This window comes from Endozoicomonas sp. ALB115, from assembly GCF_049310245.1.
Lineage (GTDB): Bacteria > Pseudomonadota > Gammaproteobacteria > Pseudomonadales > Endozoicomonadaceae > Endozoicomonas.
Map to the genome: position 1 here is coordinate 186552 of NZ_JBLYZG010000003.1, position 18499 is coordinate 205050.

At 47.7% G+C, this 18499-nt stretch carries 13 protein-coding genes; 4 read left to right on the top strand and 9 right to left on the bottom strand.

What is annotated here, in order from left to right; translation table 11 throughout:
* Positions 1–15: 15 nt before the first annotated feature.
* From ACO6VE_RS02725 to rpiA, 9 genes are all read right to left on the bottom strand, one after another.
* Entirely contained in the window at positions 16–846 is an 831-nt protein-coding gene (locus ACO6VE_RS02725; protein ID WP_422446684.1) for a CheR family methyltransferase, read from the bottom strand.
* On the bottom strand, positions 843–5021 hold the full coding sequence (locus ACO6VE_RS02730; protein ID WP_422459570.1) for a response regulator: 4179 nt from the start codon (positions 5019–5021) through the stop codon (positions 843–845). Before ACO6VE_RS02730 ends, ACO6VE_RS02725 begins: the two co-directional genes overlap by 4 nt.
* An 848-nt stretch (positions 5022–5869) precedes the next feature.
* Complete coding sequence (locus ACO6VE_RS02735; RefSeq protein ID WP_422459587.1) at positions 5870–6571, bottom strand: ABC transporter ATP-binding protein; 702 nt, start codon at positions 6569–6571, stop codon at positions 5870–5872.
* Between the two features lie 34 nt (positions 6572–6605).
* Entirely contained in the window at positions 6606–7121 is a 516-nt protein-coding gene (locus ACO6VE_RS02740; RefSeq protein WP_422459572.1) for a GNAT family N-acetyltransferase, read from the bottom strand.
* 1 nt (position 7122) lies between these two features.
* Positions 7123–7890: a high-affinity branched-chain amino acid ABC transporter ATP-binding protein LivG gene (livG, locus tag ACO6VE_RS02745; RefSeq protein WP_422446688.1), complete on the bottom strand. Its 768-nt coding sequence runs from the start codon at positions 7888–7890 to the stop codon at positions 7123–7125.
* A gap of 18 nt (positions 7891–7908) precedes the next feature.
* Complete coding sequence (locus ACO6VE_RS02750) at positions 7909–9249, bottom strand: high-affinity branched-chain amino acid ABC transporter permease LivM (protein ID WP_422446690.1); 1341 nt, start codon at positions 9247–9249, stop codon at positions 7909–7911.
* Complete coding sequence (livH, locus tag ACO6VE_RS02755; RefSeq protein ID WP_422459574.1) at positions 9246–10172, bottom strand: high-affinity branched-chain amino acid ABC transporter permease LivH; 927 nt, start codon at positions 10170–10172, stop codon at positions 9246–9248. The genes ACO6VE_RS02750 and livH overlap by 4 nt, the downstream gene beginning before the upstream one ends.
* A 168-nt stretch (positions 10173–10340) precedes the next feature.
* Positions 10341–11465 (bottom strand): branched-chain amino acid ABC transporter substrate-binding protein, encoded by a 1125-nt coding sequence (locus ACO6VE_RS02760; protein ID WP_422446694.1) that lies wholly within the window; start codon positions 11463–11465, stop codon positions 10341–10343.
* Positions 11466–11678: 213 nt separating this feature from the next.
* On the bottom strand, positions 11679–12353 hold the full coding sequence (gene rpiA / locus ACO6VE_RS02765) for a ribose-5-phosphate isomerase RpiA (RefSeq protein WP_422446696.1): 675 nt from the start codon (positions 12351–12353) through the stop codon (positions 11679–11681).
* 125 nt (positions 12354–12478) lie between these two features.
* Between rpiA and ilvA the strand changes: the two genes are divergently transcribed.
* The 4 genes from ilvA (at position 12479) to ACO6VE_RS02785 (ending at position 18318) form a co-directional block, all read left to right on the top strand.
* A complete protein-coding gene (gene ilvA, locus ACO6VE_RS02770) occupies positions 12479–14041 on the top strand; it encodes a threonine ammonia-lyase, biosynthetic (RefSeq protein WP_422447915.1) in 1563 nt (520 codons plus the stop codon).
* Positions 14042–14513: 472 nt separating this feature from the next.
* Entirely contained in the window at positions 14514–15584 is a 1071-nt protein-coding gene (locus ACO6VE_RS02775; protein WP_422459576.1) for a hypothetical protein, read from the top strand.
* Between the two features lie 381 nt (positions 15585–15965).
* Positions 15966–17033, top strand: a complete 1068-nt coding sequence (locus ACO6VE_RS02780; RefSeq protein WP_422446700.1) for a ShET2/EspL2 family type III secretion system effector toxin — start codon at positions 15966–15968, stop codon at positions 17031–17033.
* 199 nt (positions 17034–17232) lie between these two features.
* Entirely contained in the window at positions 17233–18318 is a 1086-nt protein-coding gene (locus ACO6VE_RS02785; protein WP_422446702.1) for a hypothetical protein, read from the top strand.
* Positions 18319–18499: the final 181 nt, after the last annotated feature.

An 18499-nucleotide genomic window follows, 5' to 3' on the forward strand; every position in this document is an offset into this window, starting at 1 on the left:
GTCAGCCGACTGAATTCACGAGCCCAGCTTCCTGTAAATTCGCAGCTTATTACTGACATCTTCAAGATGCTCACTGATCTGGCTGAACTTCAGGTTCTCTCTGCGCCCGATACAGAGAAATCCCCTCGGGCATAAACTGTCGTGAATCAGAGTTAACGCCCTGTCCTGCAACTGCTCATTGAAATAAATCAGTACATTGCGGCACATCACCAAATGCATTTCGCCAAAAACCCCATCCGTCACCAGATTGTGATTGGCAAAGGTCAGCCGTTCCGATAAACGACTGTTGACCTTGATTGAATCATAGAGGCTGACCAAATAATCACTGAGCTTATGCTTCCCACCGGCAAGGCGGTAATTATTTTCATAAAGTTCAATATCTTCTGCCGGGTAAATCCCTTTTTTGGCCAGATTCAGAGCATCATCATTGAAGTCCGTGGCGTAAATCTGACAACGATCCAGTATCCCTTCCTCTGCCAGCAGGATCGCCATAGAGTAGACTTCCTGACCGGATGCACACCCTGCATGCCATATCTTGATAAATGGGTAAGTCTTGAGCACAGGAATGACCTCTTCCCTCAAAACTTTAAACACATCCGGGTCCCGGAACATTTCCGTCACCACAACGGAAATACTTTTCACAAAGCGATAAAATGCCCGTTGATCGTGCAGGAACAAGGGAATCAACTCACTGATATGGTTGATGCCGCTCTGCTCCATGTATTTTCTTACCCGACGGATCATGGATGCTTTGGCATAGTCATGAAAGTCATAGCCATAGTGCTTCTTGACAGCGTCCAGCAGTAAGTCGAGTTCCAGATCCGCTACCGGGCAAGTCTCCATCATCGCAGCAGCCACACCTTCAGCATTGCTGTCAGCTTGTCCATATCCAGCGGTTTGGTCATGTAATCATTGGCGCCTGCCTCAAGGCATTTGGCCTTGTCACCCGCCATGGCCTTGGCGGTCAGGGCGATCACCGGAAGCTCTTTGAATTCATTCATTTGCCGAATAGTGGCGGTGGCTTCATAGCCATCCATAATGGGCATCATAATATCCATTAACACCAGTTCAATGCCGTCTTCTTCCTCAAGCTTACTGATCGCATTTTTGCCATTGTCTGCCAGCACAACTTCCAGCCCCATGCCCTGAAGGGCTTTGGAAAGGGCAAAGGTATTTCTCAAGTCATCATCAACCAGCAGGATCTTGTGTCCATCAAGACGCTTCTCTGACCCGGCCACCGGCTCATCGGGCGTATCATCCTCCTGATCCTTATTAACGGTATGCAAGAACAGGCTGACTTCATCCGTGATTCTTTCCAGGGCTCTATCACCTTTCATCACCATGGCATTGGTGAATTCCTGCAGCCGGGAGTGCTCAGTCTTATCGACAGGTTGCGCGGTGTGAATCACCACTGACGGCATATCTGATCCCAATTTGCCTGTCATTTTTTCCAGGAACTCCAACCCTCGCACTTCTCCGAGCTCCAGATCCATAATCAGGCAATGCCACTGTTGATCAACAAGCCTCTTCTCAGCTTCTTCTGCGGTACTGGCATACCCTACATGGAGCTCTTTTTGCTCCAGCATGCTGCCTACCAGGGATCTTTGCTCTTCATCCAGATCAAGAATCAGTACATCGTGAATTTCCTGACTAATGGCCTGCCCAAGGGTCAAAAACGCTTGATCAATATCGGTAACCGTCACCGGCTTTCTCAAATAACCAATAGCGCCAAGACTGGAAACCAACTCAGGATCCCGACCCGAAACAATATGCACCGGAATATGCCTGGTTGACTCATCGCCTTTTAACTGAGCAAGCACCTCCTGCCCATCCATATCCGGCAAGCCTAAATCCAGAATAATGGCCGATGGTTGATGTTGTCGGGCCAGGGCAATTCCCTGCTCTCCTGTTTCTGCATGCATACAGCCAAAGTGATGTTTACCCGCCAGTTGACCAAGAATGGTGACAAAGTGAGGATCATCTTCAATAACCAGCAGCTGGTAATCAAACGATGCCGCAGGCACAGATAACTCCGCCTCCTGGGGCGCATTATTTATTTCTGGCTTTTGAGCAGGAGCCTCTGACGCTCCCATAGACTGGTCAAACACATCGGACACATAGTTTTCTGCCAGTACTTTCTCAGGACCAAGAGAACACACGGGATTAGTCGGCAGGAACAGGGTAAAGGTAGTTCCTTCGCCCTCCTTGCTGTCCAGCTCAATAAAGCCCCCCAGAAGTTCTGCCATCTCTCTGGAGATCGCCAGACCAAGCCCGGTGCCGCCATATTTTCGGCTGGTAGACCCATCGGCCTGCTGGAATGAGCCAAAAATCGATTCCTGCTTCTCTTTGGGAATCCCGATCCCGCTATCTTTAATAGCAAAACCAGTCCAGGTGTCGTCTGAAAAATGGCCAGGGCGGGTTTCATTAAACATCCTTACCTGAACACTGCCTTTCTCGGTAAATTTGAACGCGTTAGAAAGGAAGTTCTTAATAATTTGCATTAGCCGCTGGCTATCAGTGAAAACAGACCGGCTGGTACCGCTCTCTATGCTGATCTGAAATTGCAGGCCACGGCTTTCTGCCAGCGGGTTAAACATGGCTTCAATACTGCCTTTGATCTCATTCAGGGGCGTATCATCAAGGTTGACCGACATTTTTCCCGCTTCAACCTTGGACAGATCAAGAATGTCGTTGATCAGCTCGAGTAACTCTTTACCACCGTTATAGATCACCTGTGCAGACTCCACCTGGTCCTCTGTCAGGTTACCTTCGTCGTTTTCTGCCAGCATCTGGGAAAGGAGCAATAAAGAATTCAGGGGCGTGCGCAGCTCATGGGACATATTGGCAAGAAATTCAGATTTATATTGACTGGCCCGGGCAAGCTCCTCCGCCTTTTCCGCTATCTTTTTACTGGACAGCTCAATATCTTTATTCTTTCTCTCAATCTCTTCTTTCTGGAGCATCAACTGTTCGCTGAGTTCTTCCAGTTCGGCATTGGATTTCTGCAGCTCCTCACTCTGGGCTTTCAGCTCTTCTTCAGACTCTTCCAGAATACCGGCCCGATTTTCCAGCTCTTCATTAACCGAACGCAGCTCTTCTTTTTGTTCCTTTAGTGCTTCTGATTGCTGGGTGGTGGTATCAAGCAGCTGATTAACCCGGGTTCGATACTGGGCAGAGTTAATGGCAATGGCAATACTTTCAACAGAATGTTGCAGAAACAGGCGCTGCTCATCCGTCATTGGACCAAGCCGTGCAAACTCAACGCCCCCTTTCAGATCATTTTCATAGCACAGCGGGACAATGATCAGATGAGTCGGCCCGGCAGAGCCCAGTCCGGACTCAATTTCAAGATAGCCATCGGGTACATCGGCTATCTCCATCGTTTCCCTTTCCAATGCTGCCTGACCAATCAGCCCCTCACCCATGGCAAAAGACTTTGCCTGTTGATTGCGTTTACTCCAGGCATAGGTGCCCATCAACTGCAGCCGGTTGTTATCATCTTTTACAAACATGGCACCGGAATGCATATCCAGATAGCGGGCAATATAAGTCACAATGTTACGACACAGCTCAGCCATTGCCTGCTCACCACGCACACTGTTGTACAGCCCGGCCATACCTTCCTGAAGCCAGTTTTTCCGGGTATTTTCCGCACTGACGGTACGCAACCTTTCGGTCATCTGGGCAAAACTGCGACTGAGTTCGCTGATCTCATTATTACCGTTCAGGACAGTCCCTTCGGCGTAGTCACCTGCGGCGACTCGATTGACCCACCGGGTGATCCGGCGGATGGGCTTCACCAGTTGTCGGGTAACAAACAGAGCAATAACCACCACCAGGGCAAAAGTGATGGCGATAAGCACAAAAAGACGTTTTTGAAAGTCCTGAACTGAGGAAAAAGCATGCCGGTGCGTTACTTCTGAAAGGATGACCATAGGGGTTCCGGCAATATTGATTGGCAGATAAATCCCCAGAACTTCTTCACCATGAATGTAGCTGCGAATATGGTTCAAGCTCGCTTTAGCCGCCCGACCGAACACGTCCTGCTCGTCCAGATTTAAAGCGTCAAGACTTTCTGAAATGGATTCCAGATCATGCTCATGCTGGCCAATAGACTCAAAAGCATGACCATTATCTGCTGAAAATCCTCCGAAATGGCCTTCTTCCTCTCTGTAGCTCCCATCATCCTCAAGATGGCTTAACCACAGGTTAATCAGCGGATTATCATCGCCAAATTTAAGCTGTTCCTGATTTTCAAACCGGGTACCAAAGCGAATTTTACGATCCTTACCGACAAGAAACGACGAGAGACCGACGTCACTGGACTCACCTTTATCAAACATCACCTGAATATTCTTCGGGTGAATCTGCACCGCAATAAAACCCACCGCTTTCTGGAAAGAATCCGCCAGCGGTAATATTAAAAAGATGACTTTCTCATTGCCTATGGGCGGGTAGGCAGCAAGGTCGGCATACTTTGGCTGCTGATCATTCAGGCTGGCTTTAACAGCCTGGGAAAACAACGTATTTTCCAGTTCTGAAGAGAACAGGTTTTTGCCTAAATCACTGTATTCATTCACTGTGAAGAGAATATTGCCTGCCGCATCGCCCAGAATCACATCGGAGTAGTCATAGAATCGCAGGAAATCCACATACTCCATGGAGTACTTTTCATAGATATCCCCGTATTCCCTGGAATTAATAAACTCAGAAACCGGCTGGCTTTTAAAGCCGGGAGCCAGCACCAGTTCGGTAATAAATGCTTCGGAAGATGATGCCATAATGAATAAATTGGTTAACACCGTATCAAAGTATTCATTAATGCGTTGAGTTAACTGAAAATTTACTGATGAAAGCTGATCATAACGATCTTTGATAATGGCTTCTTTTCCGGTCTTGTACTCATTCAGCCCAACAATCACAACAGGCCCAATGGATAAAACAATAAACCAGAGAAAAAGCGTGAGTGCCAGGCCACCCGTCTTTCGCTGACTGTTTTCACTGGGTGATTCTGAACTCATGGCCTGATCTCTGTGCTTTAGCAAAGGATGGAATCTGGAGCTTTTCCATCTCTTAATCATCGTTAAATTGCACAAAAAACTTAGGGTTTGGTGCCATAAGAACCAAAGAAAAATCCATCACAGAGATGACTGCTGCAGGTGGTTATAAATCAAGATGAAGTCACCAGAGGGTATGCTGATGATTTGGAGGAGAGTGTTGTTTTGGACTGGTAAAAACCTTGGCGGGCACTCGCCAGGTCTTTGTAACCGTAGACTTAACCCTGATATTGCCGGATGACTACTGAATCAGCATTCCAAGGGTAACCAGTGAACCCGCCAAAACGCTCAGTGAGCTGGCTAACATCAATACTTCCGGTGTGGTCAGCTTATCGTATTCAGGTTTCATGATGCACTTCCTTGTACTGCTGGTTCAGTTATAGGGAAAGTATAGTACTGGGAACGTGGCCTTTTAACCAGAACTACCACGCCATTAACAGATTGATTTCAAATGAATAAATAAAAAATAATGATAATTTTAATTACTATTAAAAATTTAAATTGTTATTTTGATTCCAAAATATGGCTGATACTAGAGCTTTACCCAGTTAACCTATTGAAACCAAAGCGGCTCCTGCTGGTACATCATCATTTCGATAAGTTTGATGTGTACAATCTCCGTTCACCCTGAGCGGAGTCGAAGGGTGATTAGCACAGTCTTTATTCAGGGTATGGTGCTTACGCCCTTCAACCGTGCATCCTGAGCGGGGTCGAAGGACGCTCAGGACGAACAGAGCTCGGGAGCCATTGATAGAAGTTCTCTCAAAGCCGCGTATGGCAACCCCTTCAGAAATCAAAGGAAAATACCGCAATCACCCTCCCAGATAGGCCTCCTGGACAGATTTATTCACTAGCAGAGCCTGTCCGGAGTCATGCAGAACAATCTTCCCATTTTCAAGCACATAGCCACGATCTGCCAGCTTCAGCGCCTGATTGGCATTTTGCTCAACCAGAAAGATCGTCATCCCTTCATCCCTCAGCTTGGCAATAATGTCAAAAATCTGTTGAATCACGATAGGAGCCAAGCCCAGTGAAGGTTCATCCAGCAGTAATAGCCTGGGCTTACTCATCAGAGCCCTTGCTATGGCCAGCATCTGTTGTTCACCTCCGGACATGGTGCCTGCCCGCTGGGTGAGGCGCTCCTCAAGACGTGGAAACAGCTCAAGAACATGGCGATACAGCTGACGATAATCCTGCTCATCAGTGAAAAAGCCCCCCATGCTGAGATTTTCTTCCACAGTGAGCCGGGAGAAGACACGCCGACCTTCCGGCACCAGGGCGATACCGGAGCGCATGATATTCGCCGTATCGTCCCGGGTAATGTCCCGCCCACCATAAAAGATCTGTCCACTGCTCGCCCGTGGATCACCACAGAGTGTCATCAGCAGAGAGGTTTTTCCCGCACCATTGGCACCAATTAACGTCACAATTTCACCGGCCCGGATCTCTACACTCACGTCTTCCAGTGCCTGAATCTGGCCATAAAAGGTAGAAACATGCTCAAGGCTTAGCAGTGGTTTATCGTTATTCATAAAACTGCATTCCTGTTCATTCGTTTGGGTGCCGATAAACTTTCCAGATATTGCCGCGAAATGGGATTTCGTTTTCCAGAACAGCTCCCAAACGCTCTGCCAGCTTAATAGATGGTTGGTTATCCGGGTGAATAAAACTGATTAGAGGTATCTCTGGCAGATATTCCCGTCCGATAGACTGCACTTCTCTGGCAGCTTCAGAAGCAAACCCCTTACCCCAATAGTCAGAGGCCAGTGCCCACTTGATTTCCGGTTCAGGCCAGTCATTCGGATACCAGAAACCTACTGTCCCCATAAGGCAGGCAGAGCTTTTTTCGATCAGAGCATACGGTCCATAACCACGCACCTGCCAATGGCCAATCATGCTGCACAGGGTTCGCCAGGTTTCCCCCTCTGTGAAAGCCCTTCCCACGGTATAGCGGGTGGCCTCTTCATCAGAGTAATACTTATGCAAACAACGCCAGTCTTCTTCCTTAAACTGCCTGAGGTATAGCCTTTCGGTTTCTAACGCCAGTGGAACCCTGTACTTCATATCAGGACTCCCCCAGGTAAGCTTTGATCACTTCAGGATGATTGCGCACCGCTTCCGGTGTTCCGGATGCCAGGGGCCTCCCCTGATTAATAACATAGATCCGGTCCGAGATTTCCATTACCAGTTTCATGTCGTGTTCAATAAGCAGCACTGACACACCATGATTTTTCCTGAGATCGGAAATCAACTTATCCAGCTCCCGGGTTTCATTAGGGTTCAGTCCAGCAGCGGGCTCATCCAGCATCAACAGTTGTGGGTCGGTCACCATACAGCGGGCAATTTCCAGTCGTCGCTGCTGACCGTAGGCCAGGTTTCCGGCTTCACGATTGGCAAACTCAGTCAGGCCCACTTTATCCAGCCAGTAAGCGGCCCGCTCCATCGCTTCGGCCTCACTCTTGCGAAACGAAGGTGTTTTAAACAGCCCGGCCAACAACCCTGTGTTTAAATGACGGTGCTGGGCCACCAACAGATTTTCCAGAACCGTCATGGCTTTAAACAACCGCACATTCTGAAAAGTTCGCACCACACCCAAACGGGCGATTTTAAAGCCAGGCAGCTTTTCTACCGCCTGGCCCTGAAAAATAATCTTCCCTCCGGTTGGCTTATAGAAGCCGGTCAGACAATTAAACACTGTCGTTTTCCCGGCACCGTTCGGGCCAATCATGGAGACAATTTCGCCTTTACGAACTTTGAGCGCCATCTGATCCACGGCCAGCAGACCGCCAAAGCGCATACTGAGATCCGATGCTTCCAGCAAACACTGACTCATCTTATAACTCCCTGCAGATTAAACGCTTTCAGCAATGGGCTGACGATTAACAGAAGCATCATCTTTTTTATCCGACGGATGATCTTTCAACGTCAGATGTGGACGTTTCATGGGCATCAATCCTTCCGGACGCCACATCATCATCAACACCATCATCAGGCCAAACATCAGCATCCGGTACTCCTGAAACTCCCGGGCAAACTCGGGCAGTACGGTCATGATAATGGCGGCAAGAATAACGCCCATCTGTGACCCCATGCCTCCCAGGACCACAATCGCAAGGATGATGGCTGACTCAATAAAGGTAAAAGACTCCGGACTGATAAAACCCTGCCGGGCCGCAAAGAAAGTACCGGCAAATCCGGCAAACGCCGCACCGATGGTAAAGGCCGACAGTTTGATGGCTGTTGGATTCAAACCCAGTGAGCGACAGGCAATATCATCTTCCCGAAGTGCTTCCCAGGCCCGGCCAATCGGCATTCTTAACAGGCGATTAATAATGTAGAGCGTTAACAGCACCAGAAGCAGCGCCAGGATATAAAGGAAAATCACTTTATAGCCGCTGCTGTAGTCAATCCCGAAGAACTCGTGAAATGGTACATTGCCGTCTTCTTTGGCTCGCCGGGAAAATTCCAGACCAAACAACGTTGGTTTTGGAATCTGACTGATCCCGTTCGGCCCTCCGGTAATTGAGGTCCAGTTATTCAGCAAAATACGAATAATCTCGCCAAAGCCAAGGGTAACAATGGCCAGGTAGTCTCCACGAAGCCTTAATACCGGAAACCCCAGGATAAAGCCGAAGAATGCCGCCATAACACCGCCAATCAGCAGACAGCTCCAGAAATCGAGACCAAAGTATTGGCTCAACAGCGCATAGCTGTATGCTCCAACGGCATAGAAGCCCACATAACCAAGATCCAGAAGACCTGCCAGACCAACAACCACGTTAAGGCCCAGACCAAGCATGACATAAATAAGCGCCAGCGTTGCCAGGTCCACCGCACCACGGGAAACAAAGAAAGGCCAGACCAGCAGCCCGGCCACGGCAAAACTGATCAGCAGCCGCTTCAGAGGTTTATTGTCATCCAGTGATGGCAGCTGAACCTGCGGTAGTGGGTTGTGTTTTTTGGCTCCCTGCCAGAAAGCAGAGATGGGGTTGCGGAATAACTGAACCAGGAAAACCAGAACAGCACCGGCAAGAATCAGCTGCCACCGTTCACTGGCCGCAAAGTAAACGACCAACTCTGTATTTTCAGTGGATAGCTGAACCCCGAGCATTAACACAGCAAGCAGCAACAGCGCTCCGGTTGCCATAAAAGCGGGAAACCAGCGCAGTGTGGTAGATGACTGACTATTCATACCTTTTCTACCTCCGGCTTGCCGAGAATCCCTGAAGGTCGGAATAACAGAATCAGTACCAGCAAACTAAAGGCGACGACGTCTTTATATTCGCTACTGAAATACCCAGCGGTAAACGCTTCGGTAACACCAAGAATCAGGCCGCCAAGCACAGCTCCCGGAATACTGCCGATGCCACCAAGAACCGCCGCTGTAAACGCTTTCAAACCCGCCAGAAAACCGATATAGGGGTTAATAACGCCGTAGTAGAGCCCCAGTAAAACACCGGCCACTGCCGCCAGTGCCGCACCGATAATAAAGGTCAGGGAGATAACCTGGTTGGTATTGATGCCAAGCAGCCGGGTCATGCCCAGGTCTTCTGCACATGCCCGGCATGCACGCCCCATCCTTGATTTGGAAATAAACAGCGTCAGAAGTGTCATGGTGATAAACGTAATAATGAAAATCACCACCTGCATGTACGACAGAGTGACATTAAACGCATCAGCGGGCCCAAACGTCCAGCCACCGGTAATCAGGCTGGGCATTGCGACATCTCTCGAGCCCTGGGCGATACGGACATAGTTCTGCAGAAAAATCGACATACCAATTGCCGAGATCAGGGCAATCAGTCGATTACTGTTTCTTAATGGTCGATAGGCCACACGCTCAACGGCAAAGCCATAAGTACTGGTAATAATAATGCTGATGATAAAGGCGGCGGCCAGCATCAGGGCAATACTGTCAACCCCCATCAAGGCAAGACCGGCCAGCACGGCAAAGGCAACATAGCTGCCGATCATATATATCTCGCCGTGGGCAAAGTTGATCATTCCAATGATGCCATAGACCATCGTATAACCGATGGCTATCAGGGCATAGGTGCTCCCGACAGTAAGGCCGTTCAGCAATTGCTGGATAAAATAATAGGCTGACTCAGGCATGGTCGAATCCATAAAAAAGGCCCGCATGTTGCAATAACGCTTATGGCGTTCTGCACTCCCTGCAGGCCTTTTACTGCTTTCTCATTGTTAGACTGGTGCCGTCTGGTTATTAGACTGCACTATTTCCTTTATTGATACCCTGCCCATGCAGGCAGGGCACTGTTCCGATCACTTGGTCAGGGCAGTTTTGCTGCCATCAGAATGCCACTGATAAACGACAAAGCTGAAGTCCTTCAAGTCACCCTTGCCATCAAAGCCAAGGTCACCGGTTGGTGTTTTGAAGTTATTGGCACGCAGGCTGCCGGCAACTTTCTCAGGGTCTTCACTGGCGGACAGCTTCATGCCATCTGCCATGACCTGCACTGCAGAGTAAGCGGGAAAGACAAACGGGCCGGAAGGATCTTCACTCCTGGCCTTGAATGCCTCCACCAACCGGGCATTGGCCGGATCCTGGTCAAAACTCTTGGGCAGAGTGACCAGCAAGCCTTCTGAGGCCTCACCGGCAATGGCAGAGATATCCTTGTTGCCGACACCTTCAGGCCCCATGAACTTAACATCCAGCCCCTTCTCTGCACTCTGGCGCAAAATCAGGCCCAGCTCAGGGTGATAACCACCGTAATAAACGAAATCGACATCCTCTTTCTTGAGCTTGGCAATCAGGGCAGAGAAGTCTTTGTCGCCAGCCGTTACACCTTCATAAAGTGCAACGTTAACTCCGGCCTTCTGAACTTCGTCACGAACACTGGAGGCCAGGCCTTCTCCGTACTGCTGCTTGTCGTGAATCACCGCCATTTTCTGTGGTTTTACCGCATCAATGATGTATTTCGCAGCCGTTGGCCCCTGCATGCTGTCCAGACCAATGGTTCTGAAAATCAGCTCATAGCCACGGGTGGTGATGTCCGGGCTGGTTGAGGCAGCGGTGATCATCAAGACACCTTCATCTTCATAAATATCAGAAGCAGGCTGAGTTGAAGAAGAACAGAGATGACCGACAACAAATCGTATATCGTCGTTTACAATCCTGTTGGCAACCGCTACGGCTTGCTTGGGGTCACAGGCATCATCGAAGACAACCCCTTCCAACTCCTTGCCATTGACGCCACCCGCCTGGTTAATCTGCTCAATGGCCATTTTGGCACCAATAAACTGCATATCGCCGTACTGGGCAACTGGTCCGGTTACCGGGCCTGCCAGGGCGATTTTGATGGTATCTTCTGCGGATGCGATGGATGCACTGCCCAGTGCCACTGCGGCAGTCAATACTGCCATTTTTTTATTGAATGATTTCAGCATGTCAGTCACTCTTTATTGTTGTTTTTCATGCCTGAGTTTACAGAGCATTCACTACGCTCAACGCAGGTCGCCAAGCATTTTTATTATTAGCAATAGCTATATTAAGGATTTTTTCTATTCGATCCAGCCTAATATTGCGGTTTTTTTATGGCAACAGCGGAATCCACCTATCAATAACTAAAGATCACAGCTGTTCCAGAGAACCCGCTTTAATCATTTGCCGGTAATTGTTCTAACACCGTCGTTTGTACCCAACAGCAGCACATCAGCAGGACGACAGGCGAACAGACCATTGGTCACCACACCAACGATGCCATTGATTTTTTGTTCCAGCGCAACCGGGTCCAGAATCTTCATATTCCAGACATCCAGAATCACGTTACCATTATCGGTCACCACCCCTTCGCGGTAGGCAGGGTCCCCTCCCAGCTTTACCAGCTCCCGGCCAACATGACTGCGAGCCATGGGAATGACTTCCACCGGCAATGGGAATTCACCCAGCACACCCACCGCCTTGCTCTCATCGGCAATGCAAATGAACTCTCTGGCTACCGCTGCAATGATCTTTTCCCGGGTCAGTGCCGCACCACCTCCTTTAATCAGGTGAAGATGTTCATTGGCTTCATCTGCCCCATCAATATAAAAGCGCAGGTCAGACACCGTATTCAGATCATAAACAGGAATACCATGGGATTTCAGCTGCTCGGTAGATGCCTCAGAGCTGGAGACACAGCCATCAAAATCATCCTTGTACTCAGCCAGCGCATCAATAAAAAAGCGCGCAGTAGAACCGGTACCAATACCGATCACCATATCTTTTTCCAGATGGGGCAGGATATATTGCAATGCGGCTTCGGCGGTGGCCTTTTTGAGCTGATCCTGATTCATGGGGTTTCCTGATAATACTGAGCGGTTAATAGGGCTGAAAACGCGCCGTATATTACACCATTTTCCGGCAAATTGGACGAGTGCCATCCTGAAGCTTATTCCTATAGAATGAGAGCTTCGCAGCACTGCCTGAACTCAATAAAGCTAACAGAAGACACCAGCAGGACAGCATGCCACACCGTTATATTCGAAAAATACTGGAAGCCAGGGTCTATGATGTCGCCATCGAAACCCCGATTGATGAGGCCCGCTTCCTCAGTCAGCGCCTGGATAACCGGGTTCTCCTGAAGCGGGAAGACTTACAACCGGTATTCTCCTTCAAAATTCGGGGCGCTTATAACAAGCTGGCCCAGCTCACAACGGCAGAAAAAGAACGTGGCGTTATTGCCGCTTCGGCCGGGAATCATGCCCAGGGAGTAGCTCTGGCCTCCCGGGAAATGGGAATCAAGGCCACCATCGTCATGCCGGTCACCACCCCCGAGATCAAAGTGAAGTCGGTACGGGCTTACGGAGCCAGGGTCGTACTGCATGGCGACGCTTTTGACCAGGCTCTGGCTCACTCTTTTACCCTGGTTGAAAAGCACGGCTACACCTTTATTCACCCTTATGATGATATAGATACCATCGCAGGTCAGGGCACTATCGGCATGGAGATCCTGCGTCAACAGACCGGTGCCCTGGATGCGGTGTTCATCCCGGTGGGCGGCGGTGGTCTGGCGGCAGGTATCAGCGCCTATATCAAGTACCTGCGGCCCGACGTCAAAGTCATCGGTGTTGAGTTTGAAGAGTCGGCCTGCCTGAAGGCGGCGCTTGATGCGGGTGAACGGGTTGTCCTGCCCCATGTGGGCATCTTTGCCGATGGTGTAGCGGTGGCGCAGATTGGTGAAGAGACATTCAGGATCTGCCGGGAGTGTATTGACGAGGTCATCACCGTCACCGCCGACGAAATCTGTGCCGCGATCAAGGATATCTTTGATGATACCCGCTCTGTCTGTGAACCTGCCGGTGCCCTGGGCATTGCCGGTATGAAGAAGTATGTCAGTCGGGACAGGGTCCGGGGCCAAACACTGCTGGCCGTTGACAGCGGTGCCAACATCAACTTTGACCGTTTGCGCTATGTCTCGGAACGCACAGAGCTGGGTGAAAAGCGGGAAGCGATCATCGCTGTTACCATTCCGGAGCAACCCGGAAGCTTTAAACAGTTCTGTGAACTGCTGGGCCGCAGAAATATCACCGAGTTTAACTATCGCTACCATAACCCGGACAAAGCCAGAATCTTTGTCGGTGTTCAGGTCCACCCTGATCAGATGCCCATCGACCGTCTGGTTAATGAACTCCAGCAGCACGGCTACCCCGTGGTTGACCTGACCGACAATGAAATGGCCAAACTCCATGTTCGCCACATGGTGGGCGGGCATAGCGAAGCGGTCAACAATGAACAGGTTTACCGGTTTGAATTCCCGGAGCGCCCGGGAGCCTTATTAAACTTCCTGAGCAAACTGGGCCAGCGCTGGAATATCACCATGTTCCACTATCGCAACCACGGAGCGGCCTATGGACGGGTTGCGATAGGCCTGGATGTCCCGGAAGAGGAGCACCAGCATATCCCTGAATATCTTGATGCCATTGGCTACCGTTACTGGTCTGAAAATGAGAATGAGGCTTATAAGGCGTTCCTGGGAGACTAGTGCATGGTTTCAATGGGTTTGACGTGTACAATCTCCGTTCACCCTGAGCGGAGTCGAAGGGTGATTGGCACAGTCTTTATTCAGGGTATGAAGCTTACGCCCTTCGACCGTGCATCCTGAGCGGGGTCGAAGGACGCTCAGGACGAACGGAGTTTGGACGCCAATAAAAGGAACCCATCAATTACCTTTAAACCGTGTACCAGGAGGCTAAACATGCAGGTCGTCACCTGAAGAAACCGACACCCGAGCCTAACGTCATGCACCATGATCTCTAAGTTTTATGGCGCATGCCGGTGGGGCCTCGAGCCCAAAAATCCAATCAATAGATACTCACCAAACGATCCTGCCTGCAACAACAAACTTCACTCTTTTCTGAAAAGAGGAACAGCCACGGAACTTATTAGTACTTTTATACTCTAAAGAATTTGAGCAGATTAATCATAAGAATTAAATAACACAAGGATATTACGTAATGGATCAAATCAAACTGGATGCTCAGGCCGCACGTTTATTTACATGGCACAAGAATGCAGATTCCTTACTGCTAATCAGGGCCATAAAATGCCTTATTAATGGCATCAAGGCATATTATGGTCGTTTTTCTGTTAGCGCCTTAGACAGTAACACCCAAAAGCTGATGAAAGAACACCCAGATGCACTGTATACCCAAAAACTCCATAAACCATTAAATGTCTTTGATATTAGCATTCCGTCAGCCTGTAAAAGCTCAACCCCCTATATTTCCAATAAAATAGAAAAACTGTATAAAGAAGGACGCGGAATGCTGGTTAAACTGGCTTTCAATGAGAATGGCAGTGTTGCCCCAATCCCCATCTATAATTCCGATAATTCCTACCCCCCGATAAACCTTAATTGTCAAGTCCACCGCTCTGATACTGACACCGTAGCACCTGGAAAAACAATAGTCTGCCGACATTTCGCCTGGGCTTATGCCACAAAAGTGTTTGGTCGGAGAAAAGATTTTCATAAAGTAGCTACCCCGAAAGAAATACAGTCAACCTTTGCAAATACACCTGATCGTCCTTCATCATTTGTGCACCATAATCCAGATGGATTAGAAAATGGCCCAATTACAAAAAAATCTTATTTTGCTGATGGATATTATTTCCGTGAGGGAAAGTTTTCTGAAGCTCTTACGATGCTGACAGAAAAGTACTGGAATATGGCTGCTGGTAATGAAAAGAATTTTCTTTTTGGTTCACGAAAAGATAAAGAATTAGCTGGCCACGATATGGCCATGAGATTAAAAAAGCAGGATGGATGCATGAAGGTTATTTTTTACGACCCTAACGGTACACTCATACACAAAACAATCCTTCTCTCAGAACCCGGTTTGGCTGCACACATTACTGTTGAAGATCTTGGAGCGAGCTTCCTATTTAATGGAGCACTCGTTAATATCGATGACAGGAAGAAATCTGCTGATGAATGTGATATCCAGTTCTTTGGTGGCCCACCTTCCTCGCTGCTTTTAGAACCCGGGCATATAGATCATCCCTTATTCAGACGAGCTCCTGATTGATAGATCACCAAATAGTTTACCTGTCATTTTTTATAAACCGGGATAAGCGATCCCGGCTTATAAAAAACATACAGCCTCTCAAACATAAAACAGCACTACCGAAATGTCTGTTAGTGAAGCCATAGACCAGTTAAAAACATGACCTCCGGGTTAAAAAAAACCTTCTCCGATCTTCCAAACTGGCACCTGCTTTCCTATGACAAGCACACAACTTTCCAACTAAACCCAATAAATCCCCCCCCATCAAACCACCCTGCCTGCAACAACAAACTTCACTCTTTTCTGAAAAGGGGAACAGCCACGGAACTTATTAGTACTTTTGCACTCTAAGATTTTAGACAAATTAATTATAAAAATTAAATAACACAAGGATATTAAGTAATGGATCAAATCAAACTGAATGCTCAGTCAGCACTTTTATATACATGGCACAAAAATGCAGAATCCTTACTGCTAATCAGGGCAATAAAATGTCTTGTTAATGGCATCAAGGCCTATTTTGGCCGTTTTTCTGTCAGCGCCTTAGACAGTAATACCCAAAAGCTGATGAAAGAACACCCAGATGCATTGTATACCCAAAAACTCCGCAAACCATTAAATGTCTTTGATATTAGCATTCCGTCAGCCTGTAAGAGTTCAACTCCCTATATTTCCAATAAAATAGAAAAACTATACAAAGAAAGGCGCGGAATGCTGGTTAAACTGGCTTTCAATGAGAATGGCAGTGTTGCCCCAATCCCCATCTATAATTCCGATAATTCCTACCCCCCCATAAACCTTAATTGTCAAGTCCACCGCTCTGATACTGACACCGTAGCGCCTGGAAAAGAAATAAGCTGCGATCATTTCACCTGGGCTTATGCCACAAAAGTGTTTGGCCGGAGAAAAGATTTTGATAAAGTAGCTACCCCGGAAAAAATACAGTCAACCTTTGCCAATACACCTGATACTCCATCAAAGGATGCGTACCTTGAGGGCCCAAAAACTGAAAGAACTTATTATGCTGATGGATATTATTTCTTGAAGGAAATGTTTCCTGAGGCTCTTACGAGGCTGGTAGAAAACCACTGGAATATGGCGAATGGCGATGAAAAGAATTTTCTTTTTGAGACACGAGGGAACAATATAATTGGCCACATAATGGCCCTGAGATTAAAGAAGCAGGATGGGTGCATGAAGGTTATTTTTTACGACCCTAACTATACACTCATGCACAAAACATTCCTTCTCTCGGAACCCGGTTTGGCTGCACACATTACCATTGAAGATCTTGGACCCAGTATCTTCTTTGATGAAGGAGCTCTTGTTAATATTGATGACAGGAAGAGGTCTGTTGATGAGTGTAATATCCAGTTTTTTGGTGGCTCATATTATCAGTTCCGGATGAATGCACTTGCTCTTGGGCATATCGATCATCCCCGATTCCTGCCGAGAAGAGAAACTGATTGATAGATCACCACATAACCTTACCTGGCATTTTTTATAAACCGGGATTAGCGGTCCCGGCTTATAAAAAATATACAACCTCTGAAACATAAAACACCACTCTTTCCTGAGCTGAAGGATAGCCGTGGAACTTTTTAGAACTTTTATACTCTAAAAGTTTCAAGCAAATGAATCATAAGAATCAAGCAAGGGATATCATGTAATGGATCATATCAAACTTGGTGTTCTGCCAGCACTATCACATTCATGGTGCAGACATTCAGAATCCTTACTGCCAATCAGGGTCATAAAATCTCTTGTTAATGGCATCAAGGCACTGTTTGGTCCTTATTCTGTCAGCGTTTTAGACGGTAGCACCCAAAAGCTGATGAAAGAACACCCAAATGCATGGTTTACCCAAAGACTCCATAAGCCAATAAGTGCTTATAACATCAGCATCCCGTCAGCCTGCAAGAGTTCAACCAGCTATGTTTCCAATAAGATAGATAAATTGCATGATGAAGGGCGTAGACTTAAGGTTAAACTTGCTTTCAAACAGGATGGCAGTATTGCTCCAATCCCCATGTATTACTCCATTAAACCCTGGCACTCCAAGTGCCTTAATGGCTCAGCGCGTCGCTCTGATACTGACACCGTCGCACCTGGAGAAAAAATAAACTGCCGACACATCGCCTGGGCTTATGCCACAAAAGTGTTTGGTCGGGGAAAAGAGACTTTTAAAAGAATAAACACCCCAAAAAAGATACAGTCAATCTTTGCAAATACACCTGATATTCCTTTAAGGCATGCGCTCCGTAATCCAGATGGAATAAAAAAAGGCCCAATTACTAACAGATCCTTTTATGCCGATGGATATTATTTCCACGAGGGAGCGTTTTCTATGGCTCTTTCGGGACTGGTAGAAAAGTATTGGAATATGCCTGCTGGCGATGAAAAGAATTTCTATTTTCGGTCAAAAGTTGATAAAGGCTCGGGCCACGCAATGGCCCTGAGATTAAAGAAGCGGGATGGATGCATGAAGGTTATTTTTTATGACCCTAACGAAACACTTATGCACAAAACCTTCCTGCTCTCAGAACCAGGTTTGGCTGCACACATTACCGGCAAAGATCTACAAGACAGTTACCGTAACATCTTTGATGGAGCACTAATTAATATTGATGACAGGAAGAAATCTGCTGATGAATGTGATGTCCAGTGCTTTGGTGGATCAACTGACGACTTGCGATGTTTATCAGCAGCAGGGCATGAACGTCATCCCTTATTCAGAGGTAGACGTAATGGTTGACAGATCACCCCACAACTTACCTGGCATTTTTTATAAACCGGGATTAGCGCTCCCGGCTTATAAAAAATATACAACCTCTCAAACATAAAACCTGAATTCAAGTCATAAATGCATAACCCATGATTTTTCTTGCATCTATTCCGGTTAACTCCTTGAATGCCTCATAAGGAGTCTTGTAACC

Bases quoted from the DNA above. Each gene is read 5' to 3' on its own strand.
- rpiA (WP_422446696.1), bottom strand. From the start codon at position 12,353: ATGAATCAGGATCAGCTCAAAAAGGCCACCGCCGAAGCCGCATTGCAA.
- ACO6VE_RS02740 (WP_422459572.1), bottom strand. From the start codon at position 7,121: ATGAAGTACAGGGTTCCACTGGCGTTAGAAACCGAAAGGCTATACCTC.
- ACO6VE_RS02785 (WP_422446702.1), top strand. From the start codon at position 17,233: ATGGATCATATCAAACTTGGTGTTCTGCCAGCACTATCACATTCATGG.
- livH (WP_422459574.1), bottom strand. From the start codon at position 10,172: ATGCCTGAGTCAGCCTATTATTTTATCCAGCAATTGCTGAACGGCCTT.
- ACO6VE_RS02725 (WP_422446684.1), bottom strand. From the start codon at position 846: ATGATGGAGACTTGCCCGGTAGCGGATCTGGAACTCGACTTACTGCTG.
- ACO6VE_RS02750 (WP_422446690.1), bottom strand. From the start codon at position 9,249: ATGAATAGTCAGTCATCTACCACACTGCGCTGGTTTCCCGCTTTTATG.
- ACO6VE_RS02760 (WP_422446694.1), bottom strand. From the start codon at position 11,465: ATGCTGAAATCATTCAATAAAAAAATGGCAGTATTGACTGCCGCAGTG.
- livG (WP_422446688.1), bottom strand. From the start codon at position 7,890: ATGAGTCAGTGTTTGCTGGAAGCATCGGATCTCAGTATGCGCTTTGGC.
- ACO6VE_RS02780 (WP_422446700.1), top strand. From the start codon at position 15,966: ATGGATCAAATCAAACTGAATGCTCAGTCAGCACTTTTATATACATGG.
- ACO6VE_RS02775 (WP_422459576.1), top strand. From the start codon at position 14,514: ATGGATCAAATCAAACTGGATGCTCAGGCCGCACGTTTATTTACATGG.
- ACO6VE_RS02730 (WP_422459570.1), bottom strand. From the start codon at position 5,021: ATGAGTTCAGAATCACCCAGTGAAAACAGTCAGCGAAAGACGGGTGGC.